Source organism: Haloarcula sp. H-GB5 (assembly GCF_054850705.1).
The window spans coordinates 240838-254830 of record NZ_JBTWBG010000001.1; the positions used below are offsets into that span (position 1 = coordinate 240838).

Here is a 13993-nt window from a genome sequence, read left to right on the forward strand (position 1 = left end):
TCGGCTCCAGCTGAAATACCTGCAATCAGTGACGGCTCGGATCGGCGATAGCCGCGGACGTCCATGCGACGAAGCCGGTGAGGACGAGCACGGAACCGAGTACCGCTGTCGCGGCAGCGATAGCGAGCACCAGCGTCGGGAGGCCGAGCGGCGTTCCGATGGCGATGACGATCGGCGTCACGGTGATACAGAGCGAGCCCAGCGCGACGGCCCGGCGCTGTGTCGTCGTCAGTTCGATGCCGAGATGGAACAGCGACCCGGGCTCCGGGTCAGGAGCGGCGAGGCCGAGACACAGCAGCGGGACGCCGATGAACACCAGCGTCGCGGCGACGGCGTACGACCAGAACAGCCACTGCCCAGACGCGGGCGCGAGCGACAGCAGCGCGCCGACGCCGACGAGTCCGACGCCGCCGACAAGCCCGAACTGCCGTAGCCGCGGGTCTTCCAGGGCTTCGCTCAGGTCCGGGAGGGTCTCGGCCACGTGGCCGACATCCATGAAATGGTCCATGAGCGGGCTTCTACCTGCGGTGTAAAATAGACCGGGGCAAAAATATCAAATCTGATTCCGAGGGCGTGGCCTACGACGCGAGAAGGAAACGCTTGTATCGCTGCCAACCGCCGCGGTATCTATGCACTTCTTCGACCGTCTCGAGGACCGCATCGCAGCCGCCGACAGCGTGGTGTCGGTCGGCCTCGACCCGGACCCCGACCGCCTCCCCGAAAGCGTACTGGGCGCCGACCTCCCGCGCTGGCAGTTCAATCGCCGGATCATCGACGCGACCCACGAACACGCCGCCTGCTACAAGCCGAACGCGGCCTTCTACGAGGACTCCGACGGCTGGCGTGCCCTCGAAGAGACAATCGCCTACGCACACGGGAAGGACGTGCCCGTCCTGCTGGACGCCAAGCGGGGCGACATCGGCAACACGGCGCGGCAGTACGCCCAGATTCTCGACGACGAGGACGGGCCTGCGGCCGACGCTATCACGGTCAACCCGTTCCTCGGCCGGGACTCGCTGGAGCCGTTCCTCCAGCGCGCGGACAGGGGGGTGTTCGTCCTCGGGCGCACGTCAAACCCCGGTGGTGAGGACCTCCAGGACCTCGAACTGGCCTCCGGCGAGAAGCTGTACGAGCGGGTTGTCCACCTCGCGGACCTCTGGAACGGCAACGGGAACGTCGGTCTCGTCGTCGGCGCGACCAACCCCGACGAACTCGAAGAGATCCGCGAGCTGGTCCCGGACATCCCGTTTCTCGTTCCCGGTGTCGGGGCGCAGGGCGGCGACGCCGAGGCCGCCGTCGAGCACGGCCTCGCCGACGGCGTCGGCCTCGTCAACTCCTCTCGGGGTATCATCTTCGCCGGCGAGGACGCCGACACGCGGCGGGACGACTCCGGCGACGCGTTTTTCAAGGCCGCCGGACAGTCGGCCAAACAGCTCAAGCAGCGACTGAATCAGTTCCGGTGACAGCCACCGTACCGTAGACAGAGAGGGACCAAGCTCGAGGACATGGCGGCTTTCCACACGTGTGGAGCACCAGCTAAGTGTGGAAACGCCGAGCGTCACCGGATCCACTCGTTCTGTTCCCTGAAAATCGACACTAAGGGGAACGAAACTGTGAGGACCCGGATAAGCAATCGTTCGGATCAACCGAAGGTATTTTACACTCACTAACTGATGAACTAAATCTAAACTAGAACCCTCTACACCGTCTCTACGGAACAACTGAGTATAACCAAGAATTTACATGGCATACACCCGACGGAAAACTTTGACGCTAATCGCTGGCGGTGTGGCTGGGAGCGCCGGCTGTTACGCTTCCTTCCAGGGCCGAAATCAAGGCGTTGAGAGCAACCGTGTGCCTGAGCCACAGCGGCTTCGGTGGCGATATAAAACAAACGGCCGTGTCCCCACCGCAGTACGCAGTAGGCATGGCCAACTCTACGTTGGAAGCGGTGATACCCATCTGTATTCATTAGAGCCAGCTGATGGGTCACTTAATTGGAGGTTTGCAACCAATGGTGAAATCTGGTCGAGCCCAGAAGTAACTGCCAATACCGTATATTTTGGCAGTCGAGATAATAGCCTCTACGCAGTAACTTCCAGCGGAACGGAGCGCTGGCATTTCGAAACTGGCGACGATATCACCAGTAGTCCAGCCGTTGATGATGGAACAGTGTATTTTGGAAGTTCCGATAACCACATTTACGCACTCAATGCCGAGTCAGGAGACAAGCATTGGGAGTACCTGACCAAGGGTCGTGTCGGGGCAGGTCCAACTGTACACGACGAGATTGTGTATGTAGGAAGTGGTGACAAATCATTGTACGCGCTTGACGCTACAACTGGTGAGCATTTGTGGGACTTCTCGACTGAGGACAAGATCTGGGCAGACGCTACAGTTGCTGGGGATCATGTCTTTGTCGGGTCAACTGACGCCACGCTGTACGCACTGAACCGTCACAACGGTAGTTTGCTCTGGTCACTGGAAACTGATCTTGATATTAATTCTGCCCCAGTTGTCTGGAATGAGACCGTCTATTTCGGTAATCATCTTGGAGTCTTTTATGCTGTGAATACAGCCACGGGCGATGTCCGCTGGCAGACCGACGAAACAGAAGGGCCACTTAACAGCAATCCAAGGGTTGCTGATGGCATAGTGTATGTCGGTGACCGGCACGGCTATATGCGGGCCTTTGACGCTGAGACTGGAGAACAACAGTGGGCAGTCAAAACCGGCAATGCTGTGTTCTCCAAACCATTCCTCACCGATGACACTGTCTACTTCGGCAGCAACGACGGGTATATGTACGCCATCGAACGCTGACATCGTTCCGTATCACTCGAACGGCGGGGCGCTGCACTCGGCCCAGTCACGCCTCACGTCGGTCCATCTGTGCCTGCAGTGGCTGGCGAGATTCTCCCTCCGAATCAAGATAGTTCAGAAGCGGTACGTGTCCACGCCATCAGGCATATTCTCTGGCGACGTCCGGTCGCCCGGCTGGCCGACCTCCGCGCCGCACTCGACGCACATTCCGGTGTCCTCGTCCCAGTGGCGGTCGCAGACGAGCCGCCCACACCTGTCGCAGGTGTGATCCACGTCGGGGCGCTCACAGAGTTCACACAGTCCGGCTACGCTCATGCTATCGAATAGCATAGCTGACGGTTTGAATCTTTGCCGGCGTGAGCCCGGAGTAGTTCGGCGAGCCCATGCCGGGGACACTCTCCCCGCTGGCCACGAAGTATTTCCCCGTGGCCATTCCTATCTGTACTATGTTGCCACTCCTCCAGCTCGGATCGCTTCCGTCACTGCCAGCGTTACTCGTCGGCTTGCTGGCTATCGCCGTGGTATTACTGGTCGGTCGGCTCGTTATGAAGGTGGCGTGGCGGCTCGTCATCATCGCTATCATCGCCGTCGCAGTCCTCTGGATACTCGGAATGCTCGGCTTTCAGGTCATCTAGAGACCTGCGAGGAAGTTTCGGATCACGTCGTGGCCGACCGCGGTCAGGACTGACTCGGGATGGAACTGTACGGCTTCGATAGGGTACTCGCGGTGGCGGACGCCCATCACCAGTTCCGTGCCGTCCTCGGTTTCCGTCGTCGCGCTGACGACGAACGCCTCGGGAATGTCCGCAGCGATGAGCGAGTGGTAGCGCCCGCCCTGGAATCCCTGTTCCAGTCCCTCGAAGACACCCTGCTCGTCGTGGTCGATGGGAAACGCCTTGCCGTGAACCGGCTCCGGCGCGCGGCCAATAGTACCGCCGTAGGCGTACACCGCCGATTCGAGGCCGAGGCAGACGCCCAGCGTCGGCACATCGGGGCTGACCTCCCGGAGGACGTCGAGCGTGACACCGACGTCCCGTTCGTTCTTCGGGTGGCCCGGACCCGGCGAGAGGATGATTGCGTCAGGGTCGAACGCCTCGACGTCGTCGAGCGTCGCGGTGTTTCGGACGACCTCGGTCTCGGCGTGTTCGGAGACGTACTCGACGAGGTTGTACGTAAAGGAGTCGAAGTTGTCCACGAACAACACGCGGAGGTCGTCCCTGACGGGGGCCTCAGCAGCCGGCTGTGACGGGCTCATCGGGTCACCTCCTCGGGGCCGTCGGCTCCGGTCGCAGCCTCGGCGTCGTCAGCACTTCCAGCCGCGTCGACCGGCCCATCTTCGATTTCCTCCAGCGCCGTCAATACGCCGTCCATCTTCTGCTCGGTCTCGACGTACTCGCTTTCGGGGTCCGAGTCCGCGACGATGCCGGCCCCGGCCTGGACGGTGATGCGGTCCCGGTCGCCTTCGTCTTCGACCGTGGCCGAGCGGATCACGATGGCGAAGTCGGTGTCGCCGTCCCAGTCGAAGTAGCCGACGCCGCCGCCGTAGGGACCACGCGGCGAGCGTTCGAGTTCGTCGATGATCTCCATGGCGCGGATCTTCGGCGCACCCGAGAGGGTCCCCGCCGGGAACGTCGCTCTGGCGGCGTCGAAGGCGTCCTTGTCTTCGGCGAGCCGCCCCGTCACGGTGGACTCGATGTGCTGGACGTGGCTGTACTTGAGGACGTTCATGAACTCGGGAACCCGAACACTCCCGGCCTCGGCGACCCGACGCACGTCGTTGCGCGCAAGGTCGACAAGCATCGTGTGTTCGGCCCGCTCCTTCCCGTCGGCGAGCATCTCGCCGGCGAGCCGGCGGTCCTCGACGGGGGAGTTCCCACGCGGGCACGTCCCCGCGATGGGGTTCGAGACGACGTGATCGCCGGCGACGGAGACAAGTGTCTCCGGGCTCGCGCCGACGATGGTTAGGTCGTCGTAGCCCAGCAGGTACATGTACGGCGAGGGATTCACCGCCCGAAGTGCCTCGTAGAAGCCCAGCGGGTCGACCTCACCATGCAGTTCCCGCGTTCGGGAGATGACGCCCTGATAGATGTCTCCCGAGAGGACGTACTCCTTGGCGCGCTCGACGGCATCCTCGTACTCGTCTTGCGGCCCGGCGATCTCGTCCTCGCGGCGGAAGCCGCCGGTCGAAAGCGGCGACAGGTCCGAAAGCACGTCCTCGACCCGCTCGGCCTCGGCGGCCAGTTCGTCGTAGCGCTCGCCGGCGTTCTCGCCTTGCCTGACAACGGGCGTGAACACGAGCGAAACAGTGTCCTCGACGTGGTCGAACCGGACCGTCGACGTGGTGAGCACGAACTGGGCGTCGGGGAATCGTGAGTCGGGCCGATCCAGACCGACTTCGTCGAGCCAGAGGTCGTAGACGGCGTCATACGAGAGAAAGCCAACGAGGCCGCCTTCGAGGTGCTGGCGGTCCATCGCCGGGAAGTTCCGCAGCGCCACGTCGGGCATCGCCGCCCGGAGGTCGTCGACCACGTCGCCGCCGTTGGTCGTCACGAGGTCGGCGTAGCGGTCGTCGAACGCCTCGACCTCGCTCTCGTCGCCGGTCACCGTGACGACGGCGCGCGGGTCGTAGCCGACGAAGGAGAAGCGGGCGTGTCGGTCGTCCGTCTCCGGCGCGAACGCGCCGTCAGGGTCGCTGGAGGCGACCTTCTCGGCGCTTTCCAGCAGGAACGTGTAGTCGTTTGCGGCCACGTCGCTCGTGCGACCGGTCAGTGCTGCGTATGCGGTCAACGGCTCCACATCGACATCGAGTTCGGCGGCGGTGCGGACGACGACCGGGCGGTCTGCCTTGGCATGCTCGATGAACTCCTCGCGGGAGATATCGAGGGTCATACTGCGCCCTCCGACGCTTGCTTGGCGTTCTGGATGAACCGCCTGACCGTGTCGTGGTCTTTCGTGCCGCCAGCGGACTCCACGCCGCTCGCCACGTCGACGGCGAACGGCTCAACCGTCTCGACGGCCTCGGCCACGTTCTCGGGGGTCAGACCACCGGCCAGCACGACGGGCACGTCAAGCGAGTCCACGAGGTCTCGCGTGCGCTCCCAGTCGTGCGTCTCGCCCGTGCCGCCGCCGCCGTCGGCGTCGACCGAGTCCACAAGCAGGGCGTCGGCATGGGCAGCGTAGTCTCCAATGGCTGGCTCGCCTGCCTCGACCACAGCGACAATGTTCTGGGTAATCCGGCTGTCGAGAGCTCCAAGTTCCGCCGGCGAGAGGCTATCGTGGACCTGCACCGCGTCAGGTTCGATCCTGTCGATGCGCCTGACGGCCTCCTGGACCGTCGTCGGCATCGTCACCAGCACGCTCGTCACGAACGGCGGGACGCCGCCGACGAGCGTCTCGGCCGTCCCCTCGCTGACCTCGCGGGGCGTATCGACCGTGACGCCGTGGATGACGCCGACCGCGTCAGCGCCGGCCGCGACGACGGCGTCGCGGTCCTCTTCGCCCGTCACGCCACAGATTTTCACGCGCGTCATGCCCCGATCAGGTCTTCGAGTTTGTCGGCCGCCGCGCCCGACTCGATGGCCTGCCGGGCCTGTTCGACTCCCGCTTCGTGCGTATCGGCGACACCGGCAACGTAGATGGCCGCGCCGGCGTTGGCGAGGATGATGTCCCGCTTCGCGCCGGTGACTTCGCCCGTGACGATGCCACGAAGGTCGGCGGCATTCTCTTCCGGCGATCCCCCGGATATGGCCTCGATATCACGTGTTTTGAGCCCCATGTCTTCCGGGGTGATGGTGTATTCTGCGATCCGGTCGCCGGTGACTTCTGCGACAACCGTCTCGCCGTGGATGGCGATCTCGTCAAGGCCGTCGCCGTGGACGACCAGCGCCCGCTCGACATCCAGTCGGGCCAGCGCCTCTGCCATCACGGGCACGAGGTCCGGGTCGTAAACGCCCAGCACCTGTGCGTCCGCGTCGGCAGGGTTCGTCAGTGGGCCGAGAATATTGAACACAGTCCGCATCCCGAGTTCCTTTCGCGGGCCGATGACGGCCTTCATCGCCGGGTGAAACACCGGCGCGAGCATGAAGCCGATGCCGTCTCGTTCGATCGTCTCCTCGACGTCCGGCGGTTCGGCCTCGATGTCGACGCCGACCTCTTCGAGCACGTCGGCGCTCCCCGAAGATGAAGAGACAGAGTAGTTGCCGTGTTTGGCGATGGGGACGCCAGCCCCAGCAGCGACGATGGCACTCGTCGTCGAGACGTTGATTGTGTTGTAGTCGTCGCCACCGGTCCCGCAGGTGTCGACAAGGCCCTCGCGGTCGGGCCGGATGGTCCGTGCGGCGTCGCGCATCCCCTCAGCAAAGCCGGCTATCTCAGCCTCCGTCTCCCCTTTCGCCCGCAGTGCCGTCAGGAGCGAACCGATCTGTGCCTCGGTTGCATCCTCGAAAACAGTCGTCGCAACGGCCCGAGCCTCGTCCTGTGTCAGGTCATCACCGTCAGTGACGCGTTCAATATACTCTTGCATTGTATTCACCAATGAACTCTTTCGTGTTGTGATGTACAAATCCGTACATTGACTTAAGCCTATCGGGACCCTTACTCACTGACGTATATGTGTGGGCAATCAACAGACAACGTGGCGATACGGAATTCGAAACCTTCAATTATACCCACCGGAAACATTGTGGTGTACCTCGCAGTGAGGGTTCGTGGTCTAGGTCGGTTATGACACCTCCTTGACATGGAGGAGGCCGGCGGTTCAAATCCGCCCGAACCCATTTCTACTGTCGCTATTCCCGAGCGAAGCGAGTCGACAGCGGCCGGTGGATTCGCACTAGACGAGTCGTGTACAAGTGAATCCGTCTCGACGTGGGTCACAATCCTCCCGAACCCACTTCTATCGTCGTTGAGTCAGTGGTTTCGACACGGATGCGTTTCGATAGTGCCGAAATAAGACCATTAGGCCGTCAGAGTCGAAATAAGGCCAGCGGGCCGACACCGTCGTCCCATAGTTTCTTGCCCTAACCGCGTTAGAGTCATCCATATGAGAGATCAGGTCCAGTCGGCGGACGCATTCGAACAGTTCGTCCTACTGGCGGTTGCAGAACTCGAAACAGCCGGCGAAACGCCGGTCCACTCATACCACGTGACACAGACAATGAAAGCGCACCTCGCAGATATCGACCGACAGCCGTTCGGCGGTGTCGAGCGCCAGAAGGTCATCTCGACGCTGGGCCGACTCGCCGACAAGGGACTACTGAGCGACGAAAAGACGGAGTCGGCGACGGGGAAAGGACGGCCAGGCTACGAACTGTCTGGCGACCCGGACGAGGTACTCGAAGCGCTGTCGGCAACGGACGAATTTGAGTCGTATATCGAGACGGTCCGGTCCTCGTAGCGTCCCTCGTTAGACGACGCTCACGCCGCCGCGCTCCTGGTCGAGAGCGGGCGGCTGGCCCGCTTCGAGACGGTCGAGACGGTCCATGATCGTGTGGACGACGTCGTCTTTCGTACAGGGTGCGACGTGGACGAGTTCGCTGTCATCGTACTCAGCCAATCCCATCACGGGTAGGGCCATGGCATCGTACGCCGACGCCGCCACTTCTGAATCGACGGTCGTGTCTTGATAGAAGGATTCGAGTGAGACGTTGTTGCTCAGTGCCCACTGCTTGAATTCGGCGACGCGGTTCAGGATGTACTTGCCTTCCTCTGTCCGTGCGGCGGCCGACTGCGGTGCGATCTGTTTGCCCCAGACGATGACGTTGAATCCGTCGATGTGGTCGCTCTCGTCGAGCGTCTGGAGGCGGTCGATGACCGCTTCCTGTCGTTCGTGTGCGCCGTCGGGCAGCATCGACCGGACATACAGCTCGATGTGAGGTGTCGGGATAGTATCACTCATAGCTATCAGACGGCACTCTCGGCTGACACATATAGATACTGTGAGAGATGTCTGCATAGTGCAGATAGTCCTTTCAGGGCTAGAAACGTGCGAAATCAACGGTTCCTGTGAATTGATACTCTTCCAGTTGTAACGCTGATTTAGCAGTAATTAACAGCTGAAACCGATATCGGTTTTCTAACTATTCGCTGTTCGACCCGGACGAAAGACCGTGGAGGTTCTCGTGGATACCGAGGATAAGCGCGGGAACGACAATCATGAAGATATGCTCCTCAATGGGAATCCCGAGGAGGTCGACACCGGTCCGGAGTTTGATTGCGAAGACACCGACGGTCAGTGTGTACCAGTCCCAGACGTACGCGATCGGATAGAGCACGGCGATAGTCTTGGCCGCCATCCGGAGAGCGTGCGCGCGCCAGAGCAACACGAGGGCGATACTCCCCCAGATTACCTCCGTGACCAGATACGTGTAGGGGCCGAAGACGCCGATGTCAGGCAGCATACAGCCACCTTAGATCCAAGGGCCTAAAGCTTAGTTCGTCTCTCGGTTTCCGGGGACTAAACCAACCTTGATAACCCCACACGTCGAATCTACGAACTGTGAAGAACGATGGACATTGCTGATATCGCCACCAGAGAATTTGTCGAGGTTGACGCCAACAAGCGCTTGGGGAAAGTCCGGTCTATCTTCGAACGCGAGAATCCCAAGGGTATCATCGTCACGGAGGACGGTGACTACGCTGGCGTTATCACGCAGAAACAGCTGGTCCAGTCCCATGTCGAGGACAACGCGAAAGCGGGGGCGATGACGCGCTCGGCACCGAAGGTCGAGCGCACCGACGACGTGCGCGAAGTCGCGCGCGTCCTCGTCGAGGGTGGTGTCAAGCTCGCGCCGGTGTTCGAGGCGGGCGAGCTCTGGGGTATCGTCACCGAGGACGATATCCTCGATGCGGTTCTCGACAACCTCGACGCGCTGAGCGTCGAGGACATCTACACGCGGGATGTCATCACGGTGTCGGAAGACACCAACGTCGGGCAAGTCGTCAATCTCCTCCGGAAACACGGCATCTCCCGGCTTCCGGTGCTCGGTGACGACGATGGCCTGACCGGGATGGTCACGCGCCACGACATCGTCGACGTCGTCGTCCGTGACATGAACAAGACGACGCGGGGCGACCGCTCCGGCGAGATCGAGCGCGTGCTCGACATGCCCGTCTACGACGTGATGAGCAGCCCTGTCGAGACGGCGAAGCTCGGCGACTCCGTCGAGGACGCCGTCGCGCGGATGCTCGACAACGACTTCGCCGGGCTCGTCGTCACGCCGGAAGACGACGACACCCACGTCGCCGGCATCCTCACGAAAACCGACGTGCTCCGTGCGCTGACCTACACCGAGGAGGAACACATGGACGTCCAGATCACGAACATCAAACTGCTGGACACCATCTCCCGTGCGGACCTCCGGGCCGACATCGAAACGGTCGCGGACAAGTACGGGGCGATGCAGGTCCAGCACGCCCACGTCCGGTTCCACGAGCACAAGGAGAAGCTCCGTGGTACGCCGCTCATCCAGTGTCAGATCCGCCTGCGGACCAACAAGGGGCAGGCAGCCGGCTCCGGCGAAGGCTACGGCGCTGAAACCGCGTTCAACGTCGCACTCGACAAGCTAGAGCGCAACGTGCTCGAACTGAAAGGCGTTCAGGCTGACGAGGAGTACCGCGGCCAGCTCCTCCGCAAACTCGGCGAACTGTAACCTGAGACTCGCTTTTTTCTACCGTTCGGCGACCTGCACGAGCTGCTTGCCGATGTTCTCGCCTTCGAACAGCCCGAGGAACGCGTCGGGCGCGTTCTCGATGCCTTCGGTGACGGTTTCTCGGTAGGAGATGTCGCCCGAGGCGACCCACTGACCGAGCTGCTTCGTTCCTTCCTCGAACCGCGGCTCGAAGTCGGAGACGAGGAGGCCCTCAACGGTCGCACGGGACTGGATGACCTGTGTCAGCTTGCGCGGCCCCACCGGTACGTCCTCGCTGTTGTACAGCGAGATCTGTCCGCAGACGGCGACGCGCGCGTCGGTGTTGAGTCGCGTGAACACCGCGTCGGTAATCGGTCCGCCGACGTTGTCGAAGTAAGCGTCGACGCCGTCCGGCGCGGCCTCGTCCAGCGCAGCCTGGTAGTCGTCGGTCGTCTTGTAGTTGATGCCCACGTCGAAGCCGAGGTCGTCTTCGAGGAACGAGACCTTCTCGTCGGAGCCGGCGAAGCCGACGACACGTGCGCCCTGAAGCTTGGCGAGCTGTCCTGCCACGGAGCCGACGGCTCCGGCAGCCCCAGTGACGACGAACGTATCCCCGGCGGACGGCTGTGCGACTTCACGCGTGCCGAAGTACGCTGTCAGGCCTGGCATGCCAAGAACACCGAGCGCTGTCGAAATCGGTGCGAGTTCCGGATTGACTTCCGTAAGTACCGGTCCGGGTGCCGTGGCGTACTCCGCCCACTCTAGCTCGCCGGTGACGACGTCACCTTCGTCGAAGCGTGCACCGTTGGATTCGACGACCTCACCGACGACTGCACCCTTGAGCGGGTCGCCCACGTCCCACGGCTCTTCGTACGATTCGCTGTCACGCATCCGATCGCGCATATACGGGTCGACAGAGAGGTACAGCGTCTTGATGAGCACCTCGCCAGGCCCCGGTTCCGGTATCTCTTCCTCGGAAAGCTCGAACGTATCGTGGTCGGGGGTCCCTTCGGGGCGCTTCGCTAGCCGGTAAACGCGGTTAGTGTTCGACATCACCCCCTATACACTTGGGACCCGAAAGGGGGCTTCGAAAGGAGAAACAAGCACCGGTTTTATAGTTTATCTAATAATTATACACGGGTATTGTGCAGCTGGCGGAAGGGACATCGCTGATCGGGACAGCAAAACCGAAAAACCACGCTCGAATCGCAGCGAGGAGCAGGACCGAGAGAGTCGGAGTTACTGGAAGCCGATCCGGCCGCCGCTCCCGGCCTGGCGCTGCGGGCTGGAACCGCCTCTGAACTCTTCTTCCATCTGCTCGTAGTACTCGCGGATGTCGTCGGTGATGGTCGGGCGCACGCTGTCCATCGCCTGCCGGAAGTGGCGCATCTCGACTTCCTCCGCGTCGTCGTCCTCACGGAGTGCCTCAATGGCGGCTTCCCGGGCGATGGATTCGAGGTCCGAGCCGACGAACCCATCGCTGACTTCGGCCAGTTCGCGCAGGCTCACGTCGGGCGACAGCGGCGTGTCGTCCGTGTGGATCTTCAGGATCTGTTCGCGGCCCTCGATATCGGGCTCGCCGATCATCACCAGCCGGTCGAACCGACCCGAACGGATCAGTGCCGGATCGATCATGTCCGGCCGGTTGGTTGCGCCGATGACCATCACGTCCTCCATCTCTTCCAGCCCGTCAAGTTCGGTCAGGAGCTGATTGACGACGCGCTCGGAGACGTTCGACCCCATCTCGCCGCCCCGACCCGGTGCCAGCGAGTCGAGTTCGTCGAAGAAGATGATGGTCGGGGCCACCTGGCGGGCCTTCCGGAACGTCTGCCGGATAGCCTTCTCGCTCTCGCCGACCCACTTCGAGAGCAGCTGTGGGCCGCGGACCGAGATGAAGTTCGCGTCAGTCTCGTTGGCGACGGCTTTCGCCATGAGCGTCTTCCCGGTGCCGGGTGGACCGTACAGCAACACCCCCGACGGCGGCGTCACGCCCATGCGTTCGAACTTCTCCGGGGAGTTCATCGGCCACTCGACGGCCTCCTGAACCTGCTCTTTGGGCCCGCTGAGGCCGCCGACGTTGTCCCATGACATCTTCGGGAGTTCGACCAGCACCTCCCGCATCGCCGATGGACTCACCTCGTTGAGTGCGCCCTTGAAGTCGTCCCGCTTGATAATCATCCGATCGATGAGGCTCGGCGGGATGTCCTCCTCGTCTAAGTCGATCTCTGGGAGGTAGCGCCGGAGCGCCTTCATCGCGGCCTCCTTGGTGAGGCTCTCGATATCGGCCCCGACGAAGCCGTGGGTGTCCGTCGCCAGCTTGGCGAGGTTCACATCGTCCGACAGCGGCATGCCGCGGGTGTGAATCTGGAGGATCTCCTCGCGGCCCACTTCGTCCGGGACGCCGATCTCGATCTCGCGGTCGAAGCGGCCCGGGCGACGGAGCGCCGGGTCCACGCTATCGACACGGTTCGTCGCGGCGATCACGATGACCTGCCCTCGTGATTCGAGGCCGTCCATCATCGTCAGTAGCTGGGCAACGACGCGGCGCTCAACCTCGCCGGTTACGTCCTCGCGCTTGGGCGCGATGGAGTCCAGCTCGTCAATGAAGATGATCGAGGGCGATTCCTCGCTCGCGTCCTCGAAGATCTCGCGTAACTGCTGTTCGGACTCACCGTAGTACTTCGAGATGATCTCGGGGCCGGCGATAGAGAAGAAACTAGCAGAGGTCTCGTTGGCGACAGCTTTCGCGAGGAGGGTCTTCCCAGTCCCAGGTGGCCCGTGGAGCAACACCCCCTGTGGCGGCTCGATGCCGAGCTTCTTGAAGATCTGGGGGTGTTTCATCGGCAGCTCGACCATCTCGCGGACACGCTGGATCTCGTTTTGCAGCCCGCCGATGTCCTCGTAGGTGATGCCCCCGCCGGTCTTCTCGAAGCCGGAGATGGGCTCCTCGCGGAGTTCCACCTCGGTGTCCTCGGTGATGAGGCAGACGCCCTCGGGCTCTGTCTCGACGGCGATGAGCGGGATGGCCTGTCCGGGCGAACGCATGAACGGGTGGTTCGTCGAGGACATCACCGGAACGATGTCGCGCTCGACGACCGGCCGCTTCAGTATCTGCCGTTTGACCATGCCAGCGGCGTCGGAACCGAACTGAACCGACGCCTCCTCGGGCGGGGCAAGCACGAGCTTGTCGGCCTTCTCGGCCTCGGCCTTCCGGATGGTGACGCGCTCGCCGATACCCACGTCGGCGTTCTGGCGCGTGAAGCCGTCGATGCGGACGGTGTCAGTGTTCCAGTCCTGCCGGTCAGCACGCCACACCTTGGCCGCAGTCGTATCGCTCCCTTCGATCTCGATGATGTCGCCGGGAGAGAGCTTGAGGTGCAGCAACGTATCGGGGTCGAGTCTGGCGATACCGCGCCCCGAGTCGTTCGGGTACGCTTTCGCCACTTCCAATTGGACTTCGTTCATAGTAGAGCCTGCTTACAACGAACTCGGGTAGCCCCGGAGATATGCTTTATGCTACCGGCGGGCAAGACGCACGGCGA

Annotated in this window: 15 protein-coding genes and 1 tRNA gene; 6 read left to right on the forward strand and 10 right to left on the reverse strand. The window is 62.4% G+C overall.

Annotation, left to right across the window (positions count from 1 at the left end):
• Window positions 1-25 precede the first annotated feature (25 nt).
• The gene (locus ACYJ11_RS01280) at window positions 26-508 is read right to left on the reverse strand and encodes a hypothetical protein (RefSeq protein ID WP_005538186.1); all 483 of its coding nucleotides are present in this window, start codon (window positions 506-508) and stop codon (window positions 26-28) included.
• 121 nt (window positions 509-629) lie between these two features.
• Here ACYJ11_RS01280 and pyrF point away from each other — a divergent pair, with 121 nt between their 5' ends.
• Together pyrF and ACYJ11_RS01290 are read left to right on the forward strand one after the other, a co-directional pair.
• On the forward strand, window positions 630-1463 hold the full coding sequence (gene pyrF / locus ACYJ11_RS01285) for an orotidine-5'-phosphate decarboxylase (RefSeq protein WP_461646456.1): 834 nt from the start codon (window positions 630-632) through the stop codon (window positions 1461-1463).
• Between the two features lie 391 nt (window positions 1464-1854).
• Window positions 1855-2823, forward strand: coding sequence for an outer membrane protein assembly factor BamB family protein (locus tag ACYJ11_RS01290; protein WP_461646457.1), 969 nt, complete (start codon window positions 1855-1857; stop codon window positions 2821-2823).
• Between the two features lie 114 nt (window positions 2824-2937).
• Here ACYJ11_RS01290 and ACYJ11_RS01295 read toward each other — a convergent pair whose 3' ends face one another.
• A complete protein-coding gene (locus ACYJ11_RS01295; protein ID WP_005538182.1) occupies window positions 2938-3138 on the reverse strand; it encodes a hypothetical protein in 201 nt (66 codons plus the stop codon).
• Window positions 3139-3269: 131 nt separating this feature from the next.
• Between ACYJ11_RS01295 and ACYJ11_RS01300 the strand changes: the two genes are divergently transcribed.
• A complete protein-coding gene (locus ACYJ11_RS01300) occupies window positions 3270-3458 on the forward strand; it encodes a hypothetical protein (RefSeq protein ID WP_188979117.1) in 189 nt (62 codons plus the stop codon).
• Here the strand turns inward: ACYJ11_RS01300 and trpG are convergent.
• From trpG to trpD, 4 genes are read right to left on the reverse strand one after another with little or no spacing between them, the layout of a single operon-like run.
• A complete protein-coding gene (gene trpG, locus ACYJ11_RS01305; RefSeq protein ID WP_461646458.1) occupies window positions 3455-4078 on the reverse strand; it encodes an anthranilate synthase component II in 624 nt (207 codons plus the stop codon). The two genes, ACYJ11_RS01300 and trpG, sit on opposite strands and share 4 nt — an antisense overlap.
• On the reverse strand, window positions 4075-5712 hold the full coding sequence (trpE, locus tag ACYJ11_RS01310; protein WP_461646459.1) for an anthranilate synthase component I: 1638 nt from the start codon (window positions 5710-5712) through the stop codon (window positions 4075-4077). Before trpE ends, trpG begins: the two co-directional genes overlap by 4 nt.
• Window positions 5709-6353, reverse strand: coding sequence for a phosphoribosylanthranilate isomerase (locus ACYJ11_RS01315; protein WP_461646460.1), 645 nt, complete (start codon window positions 6351-6353; stop codon window positions 5709-5711). The genes trpE and ACYJ11_RS01315 overlap by 4 nt, the downstream gene beginning before the upstream one ends.
• Complete coding sequence (gene trpD / locus ACYJ11_RS01320) at window positions 6350-7345, reverse strand: anthranilate phosphoribosyltransferase (protein ID WP_461646461.1); 996 nt, start codon at window positions 7343-7345, stop codon at window positions 6350-6352. The genes ACYJ11_RS01315 and trpD overlap by 4 nt, the downstream gene beginning before the upstream one ends.
• Before the next feature lie 178 nt (window positions 7346-7523).
• On the opposite strand from trpD, the gene ACYJ11_RS01325 reads away from it, so the two are divergent.
• Both ACYJ11_RS01325 and ACYJ11_RS01330 read left to right on the forward strand, forming a co-directional pair.
• Window positions 7524-7598 (forward strand) — tRNA-Val (locus ACYJ11_RS01325).
• 266 nt (window positions 7599-7864) lie between these two features.
• Entirely contained in the window at window positions 7865-8218 is a 354-nt protein-coding gene (locus ACYJ11_RS01330; RefSeq protein ID WP_461646462.1) for a hypothetical protein, read from the forward strand.
• Between the two features lie 9 nt (window positions 8219-8227).
• On the opposite strand, the gene ACYJ11_RS01335 is transcribed toward ACYJ11_RS01330, so the two are convergent.
• Together ACYJ11_RS01335 and ACYJ11_RS01340 are read right to left on the reverse strand one after the other, a co-directional pair.
• Window positions 8228-8719 (reverse strand): HTH domain-containing protein, encoded by a 492-nt coding sequence (locus ACYJ11_RS01335; RefSeq protein WP_461646463.1) that lies wholly within the window; start codon window positions 8717-8719, stop codon window positions 8228-8230.
• Between the two features lie 181 nt (window positions 8720-8900).
• A complete protein-coding gene (locus ACYJ11_RS01340; protein WP_170095680.1) occupies window positions 8901-9221 on the reverse strand; it encodes a lycopene cyclase domain-containing protein in 321 nt (106 codons plus the stop codon).
• A 108-nt stretch (window positions 9222-9329) separates the two neighbouring features.
• On the opposite strand from ACYJ11_RS01340, the gene ACYJ11_RS01345 reads away from it, so the two are divergent.
• On the forward strand, window positions 9330-10472 hold the full coding sequence (locus tag ACYJ11_RS01345) for a CBS domain-containing protein (protein ID WP_461646464.1): 1143 nt from the start codon (window positions 9330-9332) through the stop codon (window positions 10470-10472).
• Window positions 10473-10490: 18 nt separating this feature from the next.
• Here ACYJ11_RS01345 and ACYJ11_RS01350 read toward each other — a convergent pair whose 3' ends face one another.
• On the reverse strand, window positions 10491-11504 hold the full coding sequence (locus ACYJ11_RS01350) for an NADP-dependent oxidoreductase (protein ID WP_188979093.1): 1014 nt from the start codon (window positions 11502-11504) through the stop codon (window positions 10491-10493).
• Window positions 11505-11690: 186 nt separating this feature from the next.
• The gene (locus ACYJ11_RS01355; protein WP_005538167.1) at window positions 11691-13916 is read right to left on the reverse strand and encodes a CDC48 family AAA ATPase; all 2226 of its coding nucleotides are present in this window, start codon (window positions 13914-13916) and stop codon (window positions 11691-11693) included.
• Window positions 13917-13993: the final 77 nt, after the last annotated feature.